The following is a 15,602-nucleotide window of genomic DNA, read 5'->3' as shown; positions in this document are numbered from 1 at the left end:
GCCCAGAAAACAGGTTTATTGACAATGAATGAAGTAAGTTATAAAGAAATCAGTAATGAAGAAGAAGGCCAACGTTTGGATAATTACTTGATTCGTATTTTAAAAGGTGTTCCCAAAAGCCATATTTACAGGATTATACGTGGCGGAGAGGTCCGGGTTAATAAAAAAAGAGCACAAATCAATTCCAGATTGCATGCAGGGGACAGTGTTCGTATTCCTCCAATTCGCTTGTCAGAATCAAAAGAGGTATTTGTCGGTGATGCTTTGGCAAAACGGTTGAAGGACAGCATCATCTTTGAAGATTCTTCTTTCTTGGTGCTTAATAAGCCAGTAGGAATCGCTGTACATGGTGGTAGCGGTTTGAGTCTTGGTGTAATTGAAGCGTTGAGAAAAACCAGGAGTGATTTGCATTATTTGGAATTAATTCATAGGCTTGATAAGGAAACTTCTGGGTGCCTTTTATTAGCCAAAAAAAGAAGTGTTCTTAGGGCGGTGCATGCTTTGCTTGAGTCACGCGAGGTGCAAAAAACTTATTGGGCATTACTCACACATCGTTGGGAAAATAAAAAACAGGTGACTGTACGTGCTGCGCTTGAAAAAAACACCTTAAAATCAGGAGAGCGTATTGTATCGGTTAGAGAAGAAGGAAAAGCTTCTGAAACAGAATTTAGGCTTCTTGAAAATTATCAACAGGCATGCTGGGTTGAAGCCAGCCCCAAAACGGGGCGTACGCACCAAATTCGTGTACACAGTGCCCATTTAGGACATGTTATTGTCGGAGATAAAAAATATGGAGCACTTGCAGGAGAAATCGAAGGGATAGATAATCAGCATCATCGTCTTTTTTTACATGCACGATCCATCCAATTCGAATTGAATGGTACAAAACATTTGTTTCAAGCGGATGCGGATAACCATTTTTCTACCGCACTAAAACAATTACGTGCGAGGAGCGTAGTGAGTAATGAGCAATCCATATGATTTGGTAGTATTTGACTGGGAAGGTACTATTGCGGATACTTTAGGGATAATTTTACATGTAGTTGCTACAGAAGCGAACTTGTTAGGCTTTGGAGATTTTGATCCCCACCAGGCGAGAAAATATGTTGATTTGGGTTTAGTACAGGCTTTGAGGAAAACATATCCTCATTTGACTGCAACACAACATCAGCAATTATTACAAGCCGTACAGATGGGCTTGAACTCTCGCTCATCTGATGTATGTTTGATGCCCGGCGTGCGGGAACTGATCTATCAATTGCACGAGGCTAAGGTAAACCTGGCAATTGCAACCAACAAAGGGCATCAATCTTTGTTACGCGCCTTGCAGGCGGCGGGTCTTGATACACTGTTTAAAGTAACACGTTCTGCAGGACAGGCTCCTGCAAAACCTTGCCCGCAAATGTTGGAAGAAATTATTGAAGAATATGGGGGAACTTTTGCTACAACCTTAATGATTGGTGATTCACTGACCGACATGGAGATGGCAAAAAATGCTCGAGTTACTGCTGTAGGAATAGATATTTATCATCAACAAGAAGAGGCTTCTCTTAAGGCTGCTGGTGCAATCGTAGTATTTGATGATTATAAACAAATAGCAGATTTTTTAAATTTATCGAAAAGTAGTCGCTAACATAGCCTTTCAGGAGTTTGGGTGCAGATGAATCGGTGCAACTTTAAGTGGAAAAAGTTTCTTCTCACATCGAGTAGGGATGGAGGGATTGTTAAGGAATTTATTATTCCCGCGTAGACGGGAACCTATTTTCTAAATTGATTTTGGCCTTCGATTTAGAGTTGGATCCCTGTCTGTTCGGGGATGACAATAAATACACTGAACTTAATGGCAGCGGGGCTCTGTTTTGCTTATTCAGGCTAGGTTTAATTTTTAGGGCTACTCATAGGATGGGGGTTGCTTTATTTCGTTATATGTATAGGGAGTATCAAGCGTTGAGTACATTAACCAGTTTGCCGAATTTACTAACGTTACTGCGGATCATGCTGATTCCGGTATTTGTTATTGTTTTTTATTTACCGTTTTCATTTGCACATGTTTTGGCAGCAAGTATCTTTGCTGCAGCAAGCTTTACTGATTGGTTAGATGGCTATCTGGCACGTAAACTTCAGATGATGTCTCCTTTTGGCGCTTTTCTTGATCCTGTTGCAGATAAGTTGTTGGTTTCCACTAGTTTACTGTTATTAGTAGGGGCTAAGGAAATTAATTACATTACGATCCCTGCCATTGTTATTGTTGGACGTGAAATTGTCATTTCAGCATTGCGAGAGTGGATGGCTGAAATTGGTAGAAGGGCGAGTGTTACCGTAGGATATGTGGGCAAAATAAAAACGTTTTTACAAATGATAGCTCTGTTTTTATTGCTTGCTTTTAATCCCACGGATACTTGGGGTGGTATTTTTGGTTTTGTTTTACTTTATGTGGCAGCAATTTTAACGATTTGGTCGATGATTATTTACTTGGCAATTGCTTGGCCAGAATTAACGAAAAAAAATTAATTTTATTATTGACAGGGTGCTAAATTTCGGTAGAATCACACCCCGTAGAGACGCGGGAATAGCTCAGTTGGTAGAGCACAACCTTGCCAAGGTTGGGGTCGCGAGTTCGAGTCTCGTTTCCCGCTCCAAATTAAAGCGACAAAAAGTCGCTTTTTTTTTTAGAGCCGTGAAGATATAGAAGTATTAATTGAGGCTGTGTGGCAGAGTGGTCATGCAGCGGCCTGCAAAGCCGTGTACGCCGGTTCGATTCCGGCCTCAGCCTCCACAATCGATTGCCCAGGTGGCGAAACAGGTAGACGCAAGGGACTTAAAATCCCTCGGTGGTAACACCATGCCGGTTCGATTCCGGCCCTGGGCACCAATCATAAGTTATTCAGTAGCAAATAAGATTAACGCAAGTATAGCAAAGATCATCCCCAATCCATGTTTGAATGTTAGTCCTTGTTTGAGAAAGACGACGCATAACAAGAGAGTGATCATAGGATACATTGACGTGACAAGCACTACGGGCATTGTGGGTCCGTTACGAAGTGCGGCTATAAAAAAAATACAGGCGACACCACTTGCTAAACCGTTCAATAGTCCGTACGCGCTACCTCTAGGACAAAGATCCAGTTTGAAATCAAGTAATACCAAAGCGATGATGCCAGAAATTAATACCCCGATGCTTGAATAAAAAGTGATGGACAGGGGATTAATAAAACTTGATGCTCTTGTGCCCCAATATCCCCAGGCACCATAAAGACACAAAGCAATGAGCGAAGGATAATACCAAGAGCTGGGATTCATACAAATTTACCTTATCTGATAGCAGGTTTTACATATGTTATATAGGATAACCGGTAGTTTATTAAAAAAATACGCTACCGAGTATCCTTTCTTGATTTCCGACCACATTTTATTGCCTCAGCTTGGAACTACTCTTTGTTCAGCTGCTAACGAGCGGGATTGATAATCCAGTTCTCTTTGTTTTCCTAACCATTCAACTAATCGGGTACGAAACGGTTTAAAAAATAATAAGAAACGATTGGATGAGCGAATTTGAGCCATCTCATCATTTTGATACAAATCCATCACTTCTTTTGAGGTAGTTAATTTTAGATTTAAAGCAATTTTATCTGCATGAAAGGCAATGTCAGTCAAAGCACAATTTTTTAATTTGAAGAAATCTTCAACAATTTCAGGACCTTCTATTTTAAAATCAAGAAGCGTAAATTGATGCTTTGCAAAGTAAGCACAGTTTTTACCATTTGTTGCTTTCAAATCTTCATGGGCGCCAGCTTCAATTAGTTCCATACTTAAATCATCAAAATGATAAAATCTTGCCCAATGAAGTGCCGTCATTCCATGATGGTCTGTTTGATTTACATTACAATTTAACTCGCGCATTTTTTCCAAAATATGCTTTGCTGCTTCTTTATCAGCCAGTTTGCAGGCTAAGAGCAGGGCTGTATTGTCATAAGAAGTTGCCAAGAGAAGGTTCGAGTTTGCCAAGTTCAATGCATGTTCCAGATTAAAGAGATTACGTTCAATAATAGCTAGATGTAGAGGGGTATTGGTTGATACTACATCATCATAACTTCCCTTTTCAGCCAGAGAAAGTTGGCAAAATGGATTGAGTTTTTCTAATGTCTCTCGGCATGATCTGTCCGATTGCAGCTCTTGCAGGTAGGCATTGAAAAAAACTTTAAGCGCGTCTAAATGGTGCAACAAGGGAAGAGTATGTTTTAAAATGGTGGGGTGTAACAAATCATTACTCTGTAAATAGCCCAGGAAAGATTGAAGTTTTTCTATACTGTTTTTATATCTTAATTGAGGAAGCATAGCTTCTATTATGTCTTTCCGTAAAAGATCAATCCTGTCTACGAATTTAAGAAATTTTTCAAGCATTCGAAGATCTTCCACTGAGGGAGTCGTTGTAGTTAATAATTCCGCTATTAAAGGAATTAATTCAGAAGGCAGACTTTTACAGAGTCCAAACAGGTCAAATATTAAATACCAATCACTATATTCTTCTGTATGTTCGCGCTCACCTTGACCCATGGTAAAACGTAACGGAGCAACATGGGCTATTTGCGTATATCGGGCGAGCTTATCCTTTTGGGCTAAAAAACAGATGAGCTCATAAATTTTATCGTCGCGTGCAGGAGCCATCCCAATTGCTTTAATCAGAGCCTGACGTGTATCCTGGCTTGTATTTTCACTGATAAACACCTGCAGGGCCAAGACAGGATGAGAAAAGCGTTTTGCTTTAATGAAGGAAACGAGATGAGTGAAATCAGTTAGCTGATCAAGTGCTTTGCCACCCGGTACTACCGCAAGTTCTTCATCTACCAATGCATCTATCTCATCAAAATGAACATCAGGTTTATTGACCAAGGCAATAATCTTTTCACTGAAGATGATTTTTTTTACTTCTACTTGCGATGAGGCCATAATCGTCCTTATTTTATATCAATAGTTTTATTGGTAAAACATCTTACTTTAAATAGATTAAATTAACAATTTGTAAAATTAATGATTTTTATGGGAATATGGTGTATGAGAAAGTCCATCGACCTACGATACATACATGTTGATTATAGGCAGCACTCTTTTTTGAAAAAAATTTAAAAAAATCAAGGACCTTACAAAATTCTCAGCAGGTAACTCGTCGATATTAAATCCTTTTACAAAGCCATCTCGCACCAGCAGTTAATTCGAGACATGAGTGTGTTTTATGATGATTTAAACGAGAAGACTTTTTATTTCTTGAGGCTCATCTGTTTTACTTAAATGACTCGAAGTACGCGTTATGACATCTCTAAAGGGACACCCTGATTTCTCTTGTGCCATACAGCAACTCCGATAAGATTAATTCACGCATTGCATAGTAATTGATTTATAAGGTTCTCCTTATGATTGGTGTGATAGAAAGCACTTGCTGATTTTATGTGTTGCTGATTATTATCATGCAAGTGATTAGGCGACAGCAACGAAATATCCACAAATTCTGTGGATAAGTATGTGGGTTAACTGATGAAGAAAATAATAAATAAGTCGAACTATGTATAAGGTATATCTCTCAGATGATTTTTTCTCTACAATAAGACTTTAACCAAAATTAAAGCAAATATGTATAAACCATTAGCTCTCTTTATGGGGTTACGCTACACGCGTTCCAGAAAGAAGAATCATTTTGTTTCTTTTATTTCGTTAAGCTCAATGTTAGGTATAGGCTTAGGAGTGATGGTTCTTATTACGGTCTTATCAGTAATGAATGGATTTGATCAGCAAATCCATAACCGGTTTTTTGGGATGGCTCCTGAAATTACGGTTTCCGGACCTAATGAACGACTTAGTGACTGGCCTGAAGTGGCTAAAAAAATCCAAACGATTCCTGAAATTAAAGCACTTTCACCCTATGTTGGCGGACAGGGATTAATGGTGAATGACGGACAGGTTTTACCTATTGTCTTGACGGGAATTTTACCCGAAAAAGAACAACAGATGAGTCACTTGCAAGATAAGTTGCTTGCGGGGAGTCTAAATAATTTAAAAGATTTCGGCATTATCTTGGGTAGAGGACTTGCGGATAGTATGGGAACAATGATCGGGGATAAGGTCACCGTCATGATTCCCCAGGCAACAGTTACTCCTGCGGGCATGATTCCTCGCTTTAAGCGATTTACTGTAGTTGGGGTTTTCTCTGCTGGAAGCGGGTTTAATTTTGATACTAAATTAGCATTTATCAATATGGGGGATGCGCAAAAATTATTGCAAATGGGTGATGAGGTAACAGGAATCAAGATGAAAATAGATAATGTTTACCAAGCCCCGGAATTGTCTTATCGGTTATCTCATCTATTAGGTGGTGAATACCAGGTAGGCAATTGGACGCAGCAATATGGTGCATTTTTCCAAGCGGTTAAAATGGAAAAAACAATGATGTTCCTTATTTTATTACTAATTATCGCAGTGGCTGCATTTAATCTAGTGTCTTCCCTGGTGATGGTTGTAAATGACAAACAAGCAGAGATTGCAATTTTAAGAACTATTGGTGCGACTCCTTCTACCATATTATGGACATTTATTGTGCAAGGAATGATGGTGGGAATTGTAGGCACCTTGTTTGGTTTACTTGGTGGATTAGTATTGGCAAAAAATGCGACCGCAATTGTGAATCATCTACAAGCCTGGTTTCATGTTAAAGTTTTATCGTCCAGTATTTATTTTGTTGATTATTTACCTTCAGAGATCCTGTTTAGCGATCTATGGAAAGTTTGTGTTATGGCGTTATTAATGAGTTTTCTTGCAACCATTTATCCTGCCTGGCGCGCCTCAAAAACAGTGATTGCGGAGGCTTTGCATTATGAATGATATTATTTTAAATGCGAAAAAACTGTGTAAGTCATACAATGACGGTACTTCTAAAGTAGACGTATTGCGAGGGATTAATTTGTCCATAGCTCAAGGTGAACGCTTGGCAATTATTGGGCCTTCAGGATCTGGAAAAAGCACTTTATTGCATTTGTTGGGTGGTTTGGATAAACCAACAAGCGGAGAAGTATGGATTAAGGATGTAAATTGGCAAAAGATAAACGAAAAACAACGGTGTAAACTACGTAATCAGGGTTTAGGATTTATCTATCAGTTTCATCACTTGTTACCCGAGTTTACCGCACTTGAAAATGTTTGCATGCCTTTATTATTAGCAAATATCTCCGTGAAGGCTGCGGAGGCTGAAGCAAATAAAATGTTGGATGATGTTGGACTTAAAGAAAGAAAAACACATAAACCTGCACAGCTCTCAGGTGGAGAGCGGCAACGGGTTGCAATAGCTCGTGCTTTGGTGCACCAGCCTTATTGTGTATTGGCAGATGAACCTACGGGAAATCTTGATCAGACAACTGCAACGAAGGTATTTGATTTAATGCTGGAGTTGAATAGAAAAATGAGTACTGCTTTGGTTATTGTCACCCATGATCATCAGTTAGCAAAACAGATGGATAGGGTTTTGGTATTAGGAGAGGGTGTTTTATCTGACTTTAAGTAGCTTTGGACTATGAACCAAGATCCAACTGAAAGTGTTTAGAACTATACAACAGGAAAAAATAAGATGTTTAATAAAGCCCAAAAGATTGGTAAAAAACTTTCATCCGCTCAAGATATCCACTCGAGTAACCCTGAAGAAAATTTAATAGCTAAGATCAAAGCAGACAAAAATCAGTATGAGCTTACAGATGTTGGAGTTCCATTAACTTCCCATGGTTTTTTGTCTCCCAAAAGCAGCCGTAATCCCTCAAAAGAAAAAGATTTGCAATTGCCTTATACTGGGAAACTAGCAACCATACTCGAAGACTCAAGTGAAGAAGAGTCTTCTAATAGTGAATTGACCTTATAACATTTTAATGAATTGAAGAAGCAGAGTCCGTATGGAGTTCTGCTTCATATTGCAAGAAGATAAATTTATTCTTAATAATCGGCATGTCCTGGCGTGCGTGGGAAAGGAATAACATCGCGTACGTTGGCTAAACCGGTAACATAGCTGACCAATCGCTCGAAACCTAACCCGAATCCTGCATGAGGTACGCTGCCGTAACGACGCAAGTCCCTATACCATTGATAACTTTCTTTATTTAGATTGCATTCCTCAATGCGCTTATCCAGAATATCCAGGCGTTCTTCCCGCTGGCTGCCACCGATGATTTCACCGATTCCAGGTGCTAAAACATCCATAGCTGCGACCGTTTTTTCATCATCATTGAGACGCATATAAAAGCCTTTGATTTCCTGAGGGTAGTTAGTAAGTATCACGGGTTTTTTACAATGAATTTCTGCCAGATAGCGTTCATGTTCAGATTGTAAATCCAATCCCCAACTCACGGGAAATTCAAAAGATTGACCGCTTTTTTCTAAAATATTAATGGCGTCGGTGTAGGTCATGACTTCAAAATCTGAATTAACAATATGTTCCAGGCGTTCAATACATCCGGGGGCCACGAATTGATTGAAAAAGTCCATATCATCCGCACGCTCCTCCAGAACAGCTTTGCATAAATAGCGCAACATGCTTTGGCTTAAATCACAAATATCGTGTAAAGTAGCAAAAGCGACTTCAGGCTCGATCATCCAAAATTCTGCGAGATGACGGCTTGTATTAGAGTTTTCAGCACGAAAAGTTGGTCCAAAAGTATATACTTTGGACATAGCCATACAATAGGCTTCCAGGTTTAACTGGCCTGAAACAGTAAGAAAAGTTTCTTTAGCAAAAAAGTCTTTGCTAAAGTCAGTTTGACCGTATTCATTTTTAGGTACATTTAAAAGATCTAAAGTGGATACGCGAAACATTTCGCCCGCACCTTCACAATCGCTTGAGGTGATAATGGGGGTATGTACCCAGAAAAAGCCTTGTTCGTGGAAAAAACGATGGATAGCTTGGGATAGGCAATGACGAATTCGCGTAACCGCACTAATTGTATTTGTACGAGGCCGCAGATGAGCTACTTCACGTAGGAATTCCAGTGTATGACGTTTCGCCTGAATAGGATAGGTATCTGGATTTTCTACCCAACCTACGACTTTAATCGAGTCAGCCTGAATTTCAAAAGCTTGGCCTTTTCCTTGTGAAGCGACTAATTTGCCGGAGGCAATCAGAGAGCATCCAGCAGTCAGTTTGCTGACTTCCTCATTATAATTAGATAAAGCATCTGTCGCTACGATTTGGATAGGAGCAAAACATGAGCCATCATGCAGGCTGATAAAAGATAAGCCCATTTTGGAGTCACGTCGGGTCTTTACCCAGCCTCTAACAGTAACATGTTCATTAATGCGGATCTCACCATCTAAACACTGTTTTATGGTAAAAACTTTGGTCATTTTTTACTCCTCATTCTGTATATATTTGCTCGGTCACAAGTATTTTTATGGTTCTAACTCCATTGCTACGCTTTGTCCAAACTGTGTTGATTTCCTGCGCTGCTATGCTCACATACTACCTGCGCTTTGGCGCTTGAAAATCAGACGTTTTTGGTTCAAGCTAGCGAAATGTAAACAAGCCTTAGTACGTTTTAAATTCTATCAGTCTGATATACATTTTCGATTGAAGAATTCATTAGGTTAGCGAGACTGGATATGCCAAAAAATCGCAATTTGTGACCTCATGAAGTATAGATACCTTTAACTAAAAATGAGATGATACACCGGGGTTATCCGCATTTCTACTATCTTGGTACTAAAAGGCATGGATTTTCTGCTCCAGTGTGGTACTCCTAAAACAAAACTTTTAAAATTTCATATCAGCAAAAATGAAGTGCTTAATTGGGAGCTGTGTGTAATTCCCGAGATTTAGTTGTATTGAGTTGATTTTTCTGGCACCGAAGCAGCTGTATATAAAGTATGTGGGTATCGGAGTACGGAGAATCAAGGGCTTGCAGCAAGATAACAGAATTATAAGCGAGCCCAGGAATCATTGAGGAAACATTATGTTGGGAATAGTACTGTGTATTTCGTTGTTCTTTTGTTCTTTTATGGCTGCAGCAAATGATACGATATTAAAATTATACAGACCTTACGGTGATGCGATAGAACAGGTAACTCCACAAGTGAAAAAGATACTCAAAGGAGAGTGCTATTCTCAATCACAACTTATCGTCCGCGAAGATGCCTGGCGGTGTAGTGCAAATGGCAAAACTTATGATCCTTGTTTTGTTAAAGCAGGTCCAAACAGGACAGAGGCTTTATGTCCTGAATCTCCCTGGGTTGGAGATAGTGTGCAGATTAATGTGAAACAGCCTTTGAATAATGAGCTCAATGAAACATTGGATATGTCTCGCGCTTATCCTTGGGGAGTCGAGTTAACCACTGGAGAGCGTTGTAAAGCAATTCATTCGGGAAAAACTTATGATCAAATGCCAGTACGTTACAAATGCAGCAATAAAAATTACCTGGTTGGTCATCTACAACGATGTAAAACGGTATGGAGCATACTTGAAAAAACTCCCCAAGGTGTTGTGACTGTAGAGCTGAGTAAGGCTTGGTTCTGAACAGTATATGAGGAGAAATTATTTGCTACCTTAAAATTAACTATTTAATTTTAGATAAATTTTAATTGATTATGTTGTAAAAAAAATCAGGAAATCCCATCCCTTCTTTTAAAGGGTGATGCGTAGCATAACCCGGGTTTAGATATCATAAAAGTCATTATTCTATGCTTCACATAGGCTAATAGATACTACAAACTATATCTGATGTGCTTCTGGGGCTGCTTTTTTGAAGGGTTCCAGGGTCAAACAATGACTATTGATTTCATTGATAAGAGGATAGTTGTCCATTGCAAAATAAAACCGGTTGGCATTGTAGACCTGAGGAATAAGGCAGAGATCTGCCAAAGTAACCGTATTACCAAAGCAAAAAGATTGACTGCGTTCAATAGGCCGCAAGTTCGCTTCAAAAGCGTCAAATCCGGCTTTAAGCCAATGGTGATACCATTCGGTTACTTGTGTTTCATTTGCCTGAAATTGCTCTTTTAATCGATTTAATACTCTTAAATTATTCAAAGGATGCATATCACAAGCAGCGATTAAGGCGAGTGATTTTACAGTGGCTTTATCCAGCGGATTTTGAGGCAATAGAGGAGGAGTTGGGTAAGTCTCATCCAGATAGTCGATAATGGCAAGTGACTGGTTGATAACCTTTCCATTGATTTCCAAGCTAGGAACCAATTCTTGAGGATTTATCTTTCGATATTCAGGACTATGTTGCTCCCCGCCATGATTCACTAAATGAATATTAATTTTTTCATAAGCAATATTTTTCAGGTTCAGGGCAATACGAACGCGGTAACAGGCTGTCGAGCGAAAATAGTCATAAAGTTTCATGCTTATATCTCTCAACGACTTGATCGATTGCACCAAACAGGCTTGTACCCTGTTTATCGCGCATTTCAATTCGAATACGATCTCCAAAACGCATAAAAGGCGTTTTAGCTTGGCTGTTTTCTATGAGTTCCAGCATTCTTTTTTCAGCAATGCACGAAGAACCTTTGCTGCGATCAAGATTGGAGACAGTACCTGAACCAATAATTGTTCCTGCACTGAGGATTCTGGTTTTTGCAGCGTGTTGAATTAACTCCGGGAAAGAAAAGGTCATGTCGATTCCTGCGTTAGGTTGGCCAAATAATTGTCCATTTAGATGGCTCAATAAAGGCAAGTGTACTCGTTGACCGTCCCAATCAGTACCTAATTCATCGGGGGTAATGGCTACAGGAGAAAAACTGCTCGAAGGTTTGGAATGGAAAAACCCAAAACCTTTTGCCAGCTCGTCTGGAATTAAATTACGTAATGAGACATCATTAACCAGCATCAATAGTTTAATATGTTGACCTGCATCTTTAGAACTTATGCCCATAGGAACATCATCAGTTACCACTGCAACTTCTGCTTCAAAATCAATGCCGTACGCCTCATCGGCAACTAAAATGGGATCTCTTGGTCCAAGAAAGGAATCGGAACCTCCTTGGTACATCAAAGGATCAGTCCAAAAATTTGGGGGCAACTCAGCCCCACGGGCTTTGCGCACAAGCTCAACATGGTTAACGTAGGCGCTGCCATCAGCCCATTGATAAGCACGGGGTAAGGGGGATGTGCAGTGTTGCGGATCAAAGCTGATGGTATTTTCCAAATGCCCTTCATTGAGTTGTTGATAGACCTTTTGCAGCTTTTCTTTTACAGTGTCCCAATGTTCTAGAGCATATTGCATATTGGCTGCAATCTGGGGTACACGTATTGCAAGAGTCAATGCTTGGTTGACTACGCATAATTCTCCATCTCGTGATTTTGATTTTAAACTGGCAAGTTTCATAAGCCCCTCATTAATAGGTGTAGCCTGGGTGCAGCGCAGCGAACCCGGGTTTTTACGAGCATGAATTACTTCTCAATCCCGGGTTCTGCTGCGCCGCGCCCAGGGCTATAACATCTCTCGGCTGTATTTTTATACCGATGTTTCTTTCAAAGTCCCACGTCTGATCTGATCTCGTTCAATGGCTTCGAATAATGCCTGAAAGTTACCTTCACCAAATCCCTGATTTCCTTTGCGTTGGATAATTTCAAAAAACACAGGACCAAAGATATTTTCAGTAAAGATTTGCAGCAATAAACCATGTTTGGGATCTCTCTCGCCATCAATCAGAATTTTCTCTTCTTGAAGTTGATTGACTTGCTCTTCATGCCAGGGAAGGCGATCATGCAACATTTCGTAATAGGTATCTGGAACATCAAGGAATTTAACTCCTTGTTCTCTTAATGTATGCACTGTACGATAAATATTGTTAGTGGTTAATGCGATATGTTGAATGCCTTCCCCTTTATATTCGTGAAGAAACTCTTCAATTTGTGACAAATCATCTTTGGATTCATTTAAGGGGATTTTGATTTTTCCACAAGGGCTACCCAGAGCACGGCTTAATAGCCCAGTCATTTTGCCTTTAATATTAAAATAACGAATTTCCTGGAAGTTAAAAATGGATTCGTAAAACTGGGCCCATTTATCCATATTGCCGCGAAATACGTTATGAGTTAAATGATCAATCATCATTAAACCATTTCCTTCTACTGTTTTATTAGGTTGATGTTCCCAATCAGCAGAGAAGGGTCGATGTTGATCATCAACAAAATAAATAACACTTCCGCCTATAGCCTGGATACCAAGTAAGCCATGATGAGCATGCGTACAATCTTCGAAAGCAGTTGCTCCGTGTTTGATTGCATATTCTAATGCTGCTTTGGCATTTTTGACTTTGAATCCCATAGCACAGGCACCTGCTCCATGAGTGTTGGCATGATCTTCAGCTTGGCAATTTGCTGCTGCATTGACTATAAATTGAATTTCACCTTGTTGAAATAAGGTTATGTCTTGGTTTTTATGCTGTGCAATAGCTTGGAAACCCATGTCAGTGAATTGTTGATGCAGAAGTTTTTTTTCTGGACCTGAAAATTCTAGAAAAGCAAAACCATCTAATCCACAGGGGTTGTTGTTTGTTGGCATTGTCTATTTACTCCTTTAAAATTATTCGGTACTTAATAACAATTCCTTCTTCTACAGAGGCTATGGGGAAGGAAAATATCCGTAGCTTAGGTGAATGTGCTACGAACCCCGGGTTTTCAAAATCCCTGGATTCTGCTGGGACACACCCAGGCTACATTATGTTTCTTAAGTTGGTTGTACTAAAAATAATCCATCGGCTATTGGCAATAAACTAATAAACACACGTTGATCATTTTTAATCAATTCGTTAAGTTTCCTGATTTCTCTGGTTTGGCCACCTGTTTCATTCTCGTCGATTACTTTACCATCCCAAAATATATTATCTATAGCGATTAGCCCCTGAGGTTGAATTAGTTTTAATGCCAATTCATAGTAATTCACATAGTTGGTTTTGTCGGCATCGATAAAAATAAAATCAAATTTTTGTTCCCAACCTTCAGCGATTAATGCATGTAAGGTATCTAACGCACGACCAAGTCGTAATTCAATTTTATGGTCCTGTTTTGCCTCTTTCCAGAAAGAATGTGCTTTACTCGTCCATTCCGCATTGATGTCACAGGTAATCAGCTTTCCATCATCAGGCAGCATCAAAGACATGGCTAAAGCACTATAGCCGGTAAATGTACCTAACTCCAGAACATTTTTTGCCTGAATCAAACGCAAGAGCAATTGCATAAATTGTGCTTGCTCTGGTGCGACTTGCATGTTTGCCAACTCCATAGCAGATGTTACTTTGCGCAGACCAGTCAAAGAAGGATGTTCCCGCAAAGACTTATCCAGCATGTATTCATAAAGATTTGAAGTTAGGCTTAAATGCTTCATAGTATCCTTTCAGGGGTTGTTGATACAAATAGACTATCTTGGCCAAAATGATTATTTTATGCAACTGATGCGCACGTACTTCATTACGTGCTGCGTTTCAATGCTTTAAAATCACCTCATTTTGGCTCAATCTTGTGAATTGTCAAACCCTTAAGATAATTTTTCTTTTGCCAAATTATCCGCAATTTCACTAGTAGGTAAATTTTCTTTAACAGACAGGGCAAAAATTTCGGTTAAATGGCCATAAATTGCATCGATCTGTTCGTTAATTTTTTCTTCAGGAGTATGAAGATATTTAGATGCTGCAAAAATTAATCCCCCGGCATTAATAACGTAGTCTACAACAAATAAAATGCCTTTATCATGCAGCTTTTTACCGTGATAGGTATGAGCTAGCTGGTTATTTGCTGCGCCGGCGATAATTGTAGTTTGCAGTTGAGAAATAGTGATGTCATTGATAATTGCACCTAAGGCACAAGGTGCAAAAACGTCACAGGGAACTTTATGAATTTGATCAGTACTAACTGCTTTAGCGCCAAATTCAGTAACAGCACGATCTACTGCTGTTGGAGAAATATCTGCAACAGTTAGTGTAGCTCCTAATTCATGTAAATGTCTGGCGAGCAAAAATCCAACATGACCTAAACCTTGAATGGCTACATGAATGCCGTTGAGGCTTTCTTTTCCTAGTTTGAAAGCCACAGCTGCTTGAATGCCTCGTAGAATCCCTCTGGCGGTAGACGGTGAAGGATCGCCATGGTACTTGGATAAGCTGGCTACATAGGGAGTATGTTCCCCAATGATATCCATATCTGGCAATTCAGTTCCGCTATCAAGAGCAGTGATATAACGTCCATTCAATTCATTAACAAATCGACCAAATTGATGCATGTATTGCGCGCGATCAAATGCACCCTGAGGTTTGATAATAACAGATTTACCGCCTCCCAGAGGCAAGTTGACTGATGCCGCTTTGAAACTCATTCCCCGAGCAAGACGCATGGCATCTTGGATCGCGGCATAAGTACTCGGATATTCGATAAAACGACATCCACCTAAAGCAGGACCTAGTTTGGTATTGTGAATTGCGATTATTGCTTTCATTCCAGTTGCAGGATCCACTTTAAAATGTAAGTCACCAAAACCATGAGAGAGAGCGTAATCGAGGAAATCGTCTTCGGTTATTGTTGGGTTAGTACTTGATATATTGTCCACTGACATCATTGTTTATGCTCCTCTTGCAAATA

General features: G+C 39.6%; 15 protein-coding genes and 3 tRNA genes. 10 read left to right on the top strand and 8 right to left on the bottom strand.

The features are described from left to right. Nucleotides 1-24: 24 nt before the first annotated feature. The 6 genes from Lpar_RS11130 to Lpar_RS11105 all read left to right on the top strand — a co-directional run bounded on the left by Lpar_RS11130 (nt 25) and on the right by Lpar_RS11105 (nt 2,872). A complete protein-coding gene (locus Lpar_RS11130) occupies nt 25-981 on the top strand; it encodes an RluA family pseudouridine synthase (RefSeq protein WP_058518003.1) in 957 nt (318 codons plus the stop codon). After that, nucleotides 965-1,633 carry an HAD family hydrolase gene (locus Lpar_RS11125; protein WP_058518002.1) on the top strand — a complete coding sequence of 223 codons (669 nt, stop codon included), beginning with the start codon at nt 965-967 and terminating at the stop codon, nt 1,631-1,633. The genes Lpar_RS11130 and Lpar_RS11125 overlap by 17 nt, the downstream gene beginning before the upstream one ends. Before the next feature lie 314 nt (nt 1,634-1,947). After that, complete coding sequence (gene pgsA / locus Lpar_RS11120) at nt 1,948-2,511, top strand: CDP-diacylglycerol--glycerol-3-phosphate 3-phosphatidyltransferase (RefSeq protein WP_058519247.1); 564 nt, start codon at nt 1,948-1,950, stop codon at nt 2,509-2,511. Nucleotides 2,512-2,563: 52 nt separating this feature from the next. After that, nucleotides 2,564-2,639: transfer RNA gene (locus Lpar_RS11115), tRNA-Gly, on the top strand. Between the two features lie 63 nt (nt 2,640-2,702). Further along, a tRNA-Cys gene (locus tag Lpar_RS11110) sits at nt 2,703-2,776 on the top strand. A gap of 9 nt (nt 2,777-2,785) precedes the next feature. Further along, nucleotides 2,786-2,872, top strand: a tRNA-Leu gene (locus Lpar_RS11105). An 8-nt stretch (nt 2,873-2,880) separates the two neighbouring features. Here the strand turns inward: Lpar_RS11105 and Lpar_RS11100 are convergent. Both Lpar_RS11100 and ankQ read right to left on the bottom strand, forming a co-directional pair. Then, on the bottom strand, nt 2,881-3,300 hold the full coding sequence (locus tag Lpar_RS11100) for an EamA family transporter (RefSeq protein ID WP_058518001.1): 420 nt from the start codon (nt 3,298-3,300) through the stop codon (nt 2,881-2,883). Nucleotides 3,301-3,417: 117 nt separating this feature from the next. Then, on the bottom strand, nt 3,418-4,947 hold the full coding sequence (gene ankQ / locus Lpar_RS11095; RefSeq protein ID WP_058518000.1) for a Dot/Icm T4SS effector AnkQ/LegA10: 1,530 nt from the start codon (nt 4,945-4,947) through the stop codon (nt 3,418-3,420). A 678-nt stretch (nt 4,948-5,625) separates the two neighbouring features. Between ankQ and Lpar_RS11090 the strand changes: the two genes are divergently transcribed. The 3 genes from Lpar_RS11090 (at nt 5,626) to Lpar_RS11080 (ending at nt 7,894) form a co-directional block, all read left to right on the top strand. After that, the gene (locus Lpar_RS11090) at nt 5,626-6,870 is read left to right on the top strand and encodes a lipoprotein-releasing ABC transporter permease subunit (protein ID WP_058517999.1); all 1,245 of its coding nucleotides are present in this window, start codon (nt 5,626-5,628) and stop codon (nt 6,868-6,870) included. Continuing rightward, on the top strand, nt 6,863-7,546 hold the full coding sequence (gene lolD / locus Lpar_RS11085; protein WP_058517998.1) for a lipoprotein-releasing ABC transporter ATP-binding protein LolD: 684 nt from the start codon (nt 6,863-6,865) through the stop codon (nt 7,544-7,546). Before Lpar_RS11090 ends, lolD begins: the two co-directional genes overlap by 8 nt. A 63-nt stretch (nt 7,547-7,609) precedes the next feature. Then, on the top strand, nt 7,610-7,894 hold the full coding sequence (locus tag Lpar_RS11080; RefSeq protein WP_058517997.1) for a hypothetical protein: 285 nt from the start codon (nt 7,610-7,612) through the stop codon (nt 7,892-7,894). 71 nt (nt 7,895-7,965) lie between these two features. Here the strand turns inward: Lpar_RS11080 and asnS are convergent, their stop codons facing one another. Next, nucleotides 7,966-9,369: an asparagine--tRNA ligase gene (asnS, locus tag Lpar_RS11075; protein WP_058517996.1), complete on the bottom strand. Its 1,404-nt coding sequence runs from the start codon at nt 9,367-9,369 to the stop codon at nt 7,966-7,968. Nucleotides 9,370-9,974: 605 nt separating this feature from the next. On the opposite strand from asnS, the gene Lpar_RS11070 reads away from it, so the two are divergent. Beyond that, entirely contained in the window at nt 9,975-10,535 is a 561-nt protein-coding gene (locus Lpar_RS11070; RefSeq protein ID WP_058517995.1) for a hypothetical protein, read from the top strand. Nucleotides 10,536-10,730: 195 nt separating this feature from the next. Here Lpar_RS11070 and maiA read toward each other — a convergent pair whose 3' ends face one another. The 5 genes from maiA to Lpar_RS11045 form a co-directional block, all read right to left on the bottom strand. Continuing rightward, complete coding sequence (gene maiA, locus Lpar_RS11065) at nt 10,731-11,369, bottom strand: maleylacetoacetate isomerase (protein ID WP_058517994.1); 639 nt, start codon at nt 11,367-11,369, stop codon at nt 10,731-10,733. Beyond that, complete coding sequence (locus tag Lpar_RS11060) at nt 11,356-12,351, bottom strand: fumarylacetoacetate hydrolase family protein (RefSeq protein WP_058517993.1); 996 nt, start codon at nt 12,349-12,351, stop codon at nt 11,356-11,358. The genes maiA and Lpar_RS11060 overlap by 14 nt, the downstream gene beginning before the upstream one ends. 129 nt (nt 12,352-12,480) lie before the next feature. Then, a complete protein-coding gene (gene hppD, locus Lpar_RS11055) occupies nt 12,481-13,533 on the bottom strand; it encodes a 4-hydroxyphenylpyruvate dioxygenase (protein WP_058517992.1) in 1,053 nt (350 codons plus the stop codon). A 165-nt stretch (nt 13,534-13,698) separates the two neighbouring features. Then, complete coding sequence (locus tag Lpar_RS11050; protein ID WP_058517991.1) at nt 13,699-14,355, bottom strand: class I SAM-dependent methyltransferase; 657 nt, start codon at nt 14,353-14,355, stop codon at nt 13,699-13,701. Nucleotides 14,356-14,505: 150 nt separating this feature from the next. Then, the gene (locus tag Lpar_RS11045) at nt 14,506-15,579 is read right to left on the bottom strand and encodes a Leu/Phe/Val dehydrogenase (RefSeq protein ID WP_058517990.1); all 1,074 of its coding nucleotides are present in this window, start codon (nt 15,577-15,579) and stop codon (nt 14,506-14,508) included. Nucleotides 15,580-15,602: the final 23 nt, after the last annotated feature.

The sequence above is a fragment of the Legionella parisiensis genome, assembly GCF_001467945.1.
GTDB classification, from domain to species: domain Bacteria; phylum Pseudomonadota; class Gammaproteobacteria; order Legionellales; family Legionellaceae; genus Legionella; species Legionella parisiensis.
This window is presented reverse-complemented; position numbering and strand designations above follow the sequence as displayed.

Bases quoted from the DNA above. Each gene is read 5' to 3' on its own strand.
- Lpar_RS11130 (WP_058518003.1), top strand. From the start codon at position 25: ATGAATGAAGTAAGTTATAAAGAAATCAGTAATGAAGAAGAAGGCCAA.
- Lpar_RS11125 (WP_058518002.1), top strand. From the start codon at position 965: ATGAGCAATCCATATGATTTGGTAGTATTTGACTGGGAAGGTACTATT.
- Lpar_RS11100 (WP_058518001.1), bottom strand. From the start codon at position 3,300: ATGAATCCCAGCTCTTGGTATTATCCTTCGCTCATTGCTTTGTGTCTT.
- ankQ (WP_058518000.1), bottom strand. From the start codon at position 4,947: ATGGCCTCATCGCAAGTAGAAGTAAAAAAAATCATCTTCAGTGAAAAG.
- Lpar_RS11090 (WP_058517999.1), top strand. From the start codon at position 5,626: ATGTATAAACCATTAGCTCTCTTTATGGGGTTACGCTACACGCGTTCC.
- lolD (WP_058517998.1), top strand. From the start codon at position 6,863: ATGAATGATATTATTTTAAATGCGAAAAAACTGTGTAAGTCATACAAT.
- Lpar_RS11080 (WP_058517997.1), top strand. From the start codon at position 7,610: ATGTTTAATAAAGCCCAAAAGATTGGTAAAAAACTTTCATCCGCTCAA.
- asnS (WP_058517996.1), bottom strand. From the start codon at position 9,369: ATGACCAAAGTTTTTACCATAAAACAGTGTTTAGATGGTGAGATCCGC.
- Lpar_RS11070 (WP_058517995.1), top strand. From the start codon at position 9,975: ATGTTGGGAATAGTACTGTGTATTTCGTTGTTCTTTTGTTCTTTTATG.
- maiA (WP_058517994.1), bottom strand. From the start codon at position 11,369: ATGAAACTTTATGACTATTTTCGCTCGACAGCCTGTTACCGCGTTCGT.
- Lpar_RS11060 (WP_058517993.1), bottom strand. From the start codon at position 12,351: ATGAAACTTGCCAGTTTAAAATCAAAATCACGAGATGGAGAATTATGC.
- hppD (WP_058517992.1), bottom strand. From the start codon at position 13,533: ATGCCAACAAACAACAACCCCTGTGGATTAGATGGTTTTGCTTTTCTA.
- Lpar_RS11050 (WP_058517991.1), bottom strand. From the start codon at position 14,355: ATGAAGCATTTAAGCCTAACTTCAAATCTTTATGAATACATGCTGGAT.
- Lpar_RS11045 (WP_058517990.1), bottom strand. From the start codon at position 15,579: ATGATGTCAGTGGACAATATATCAAGTACTAACCCAACAATAACCGAA.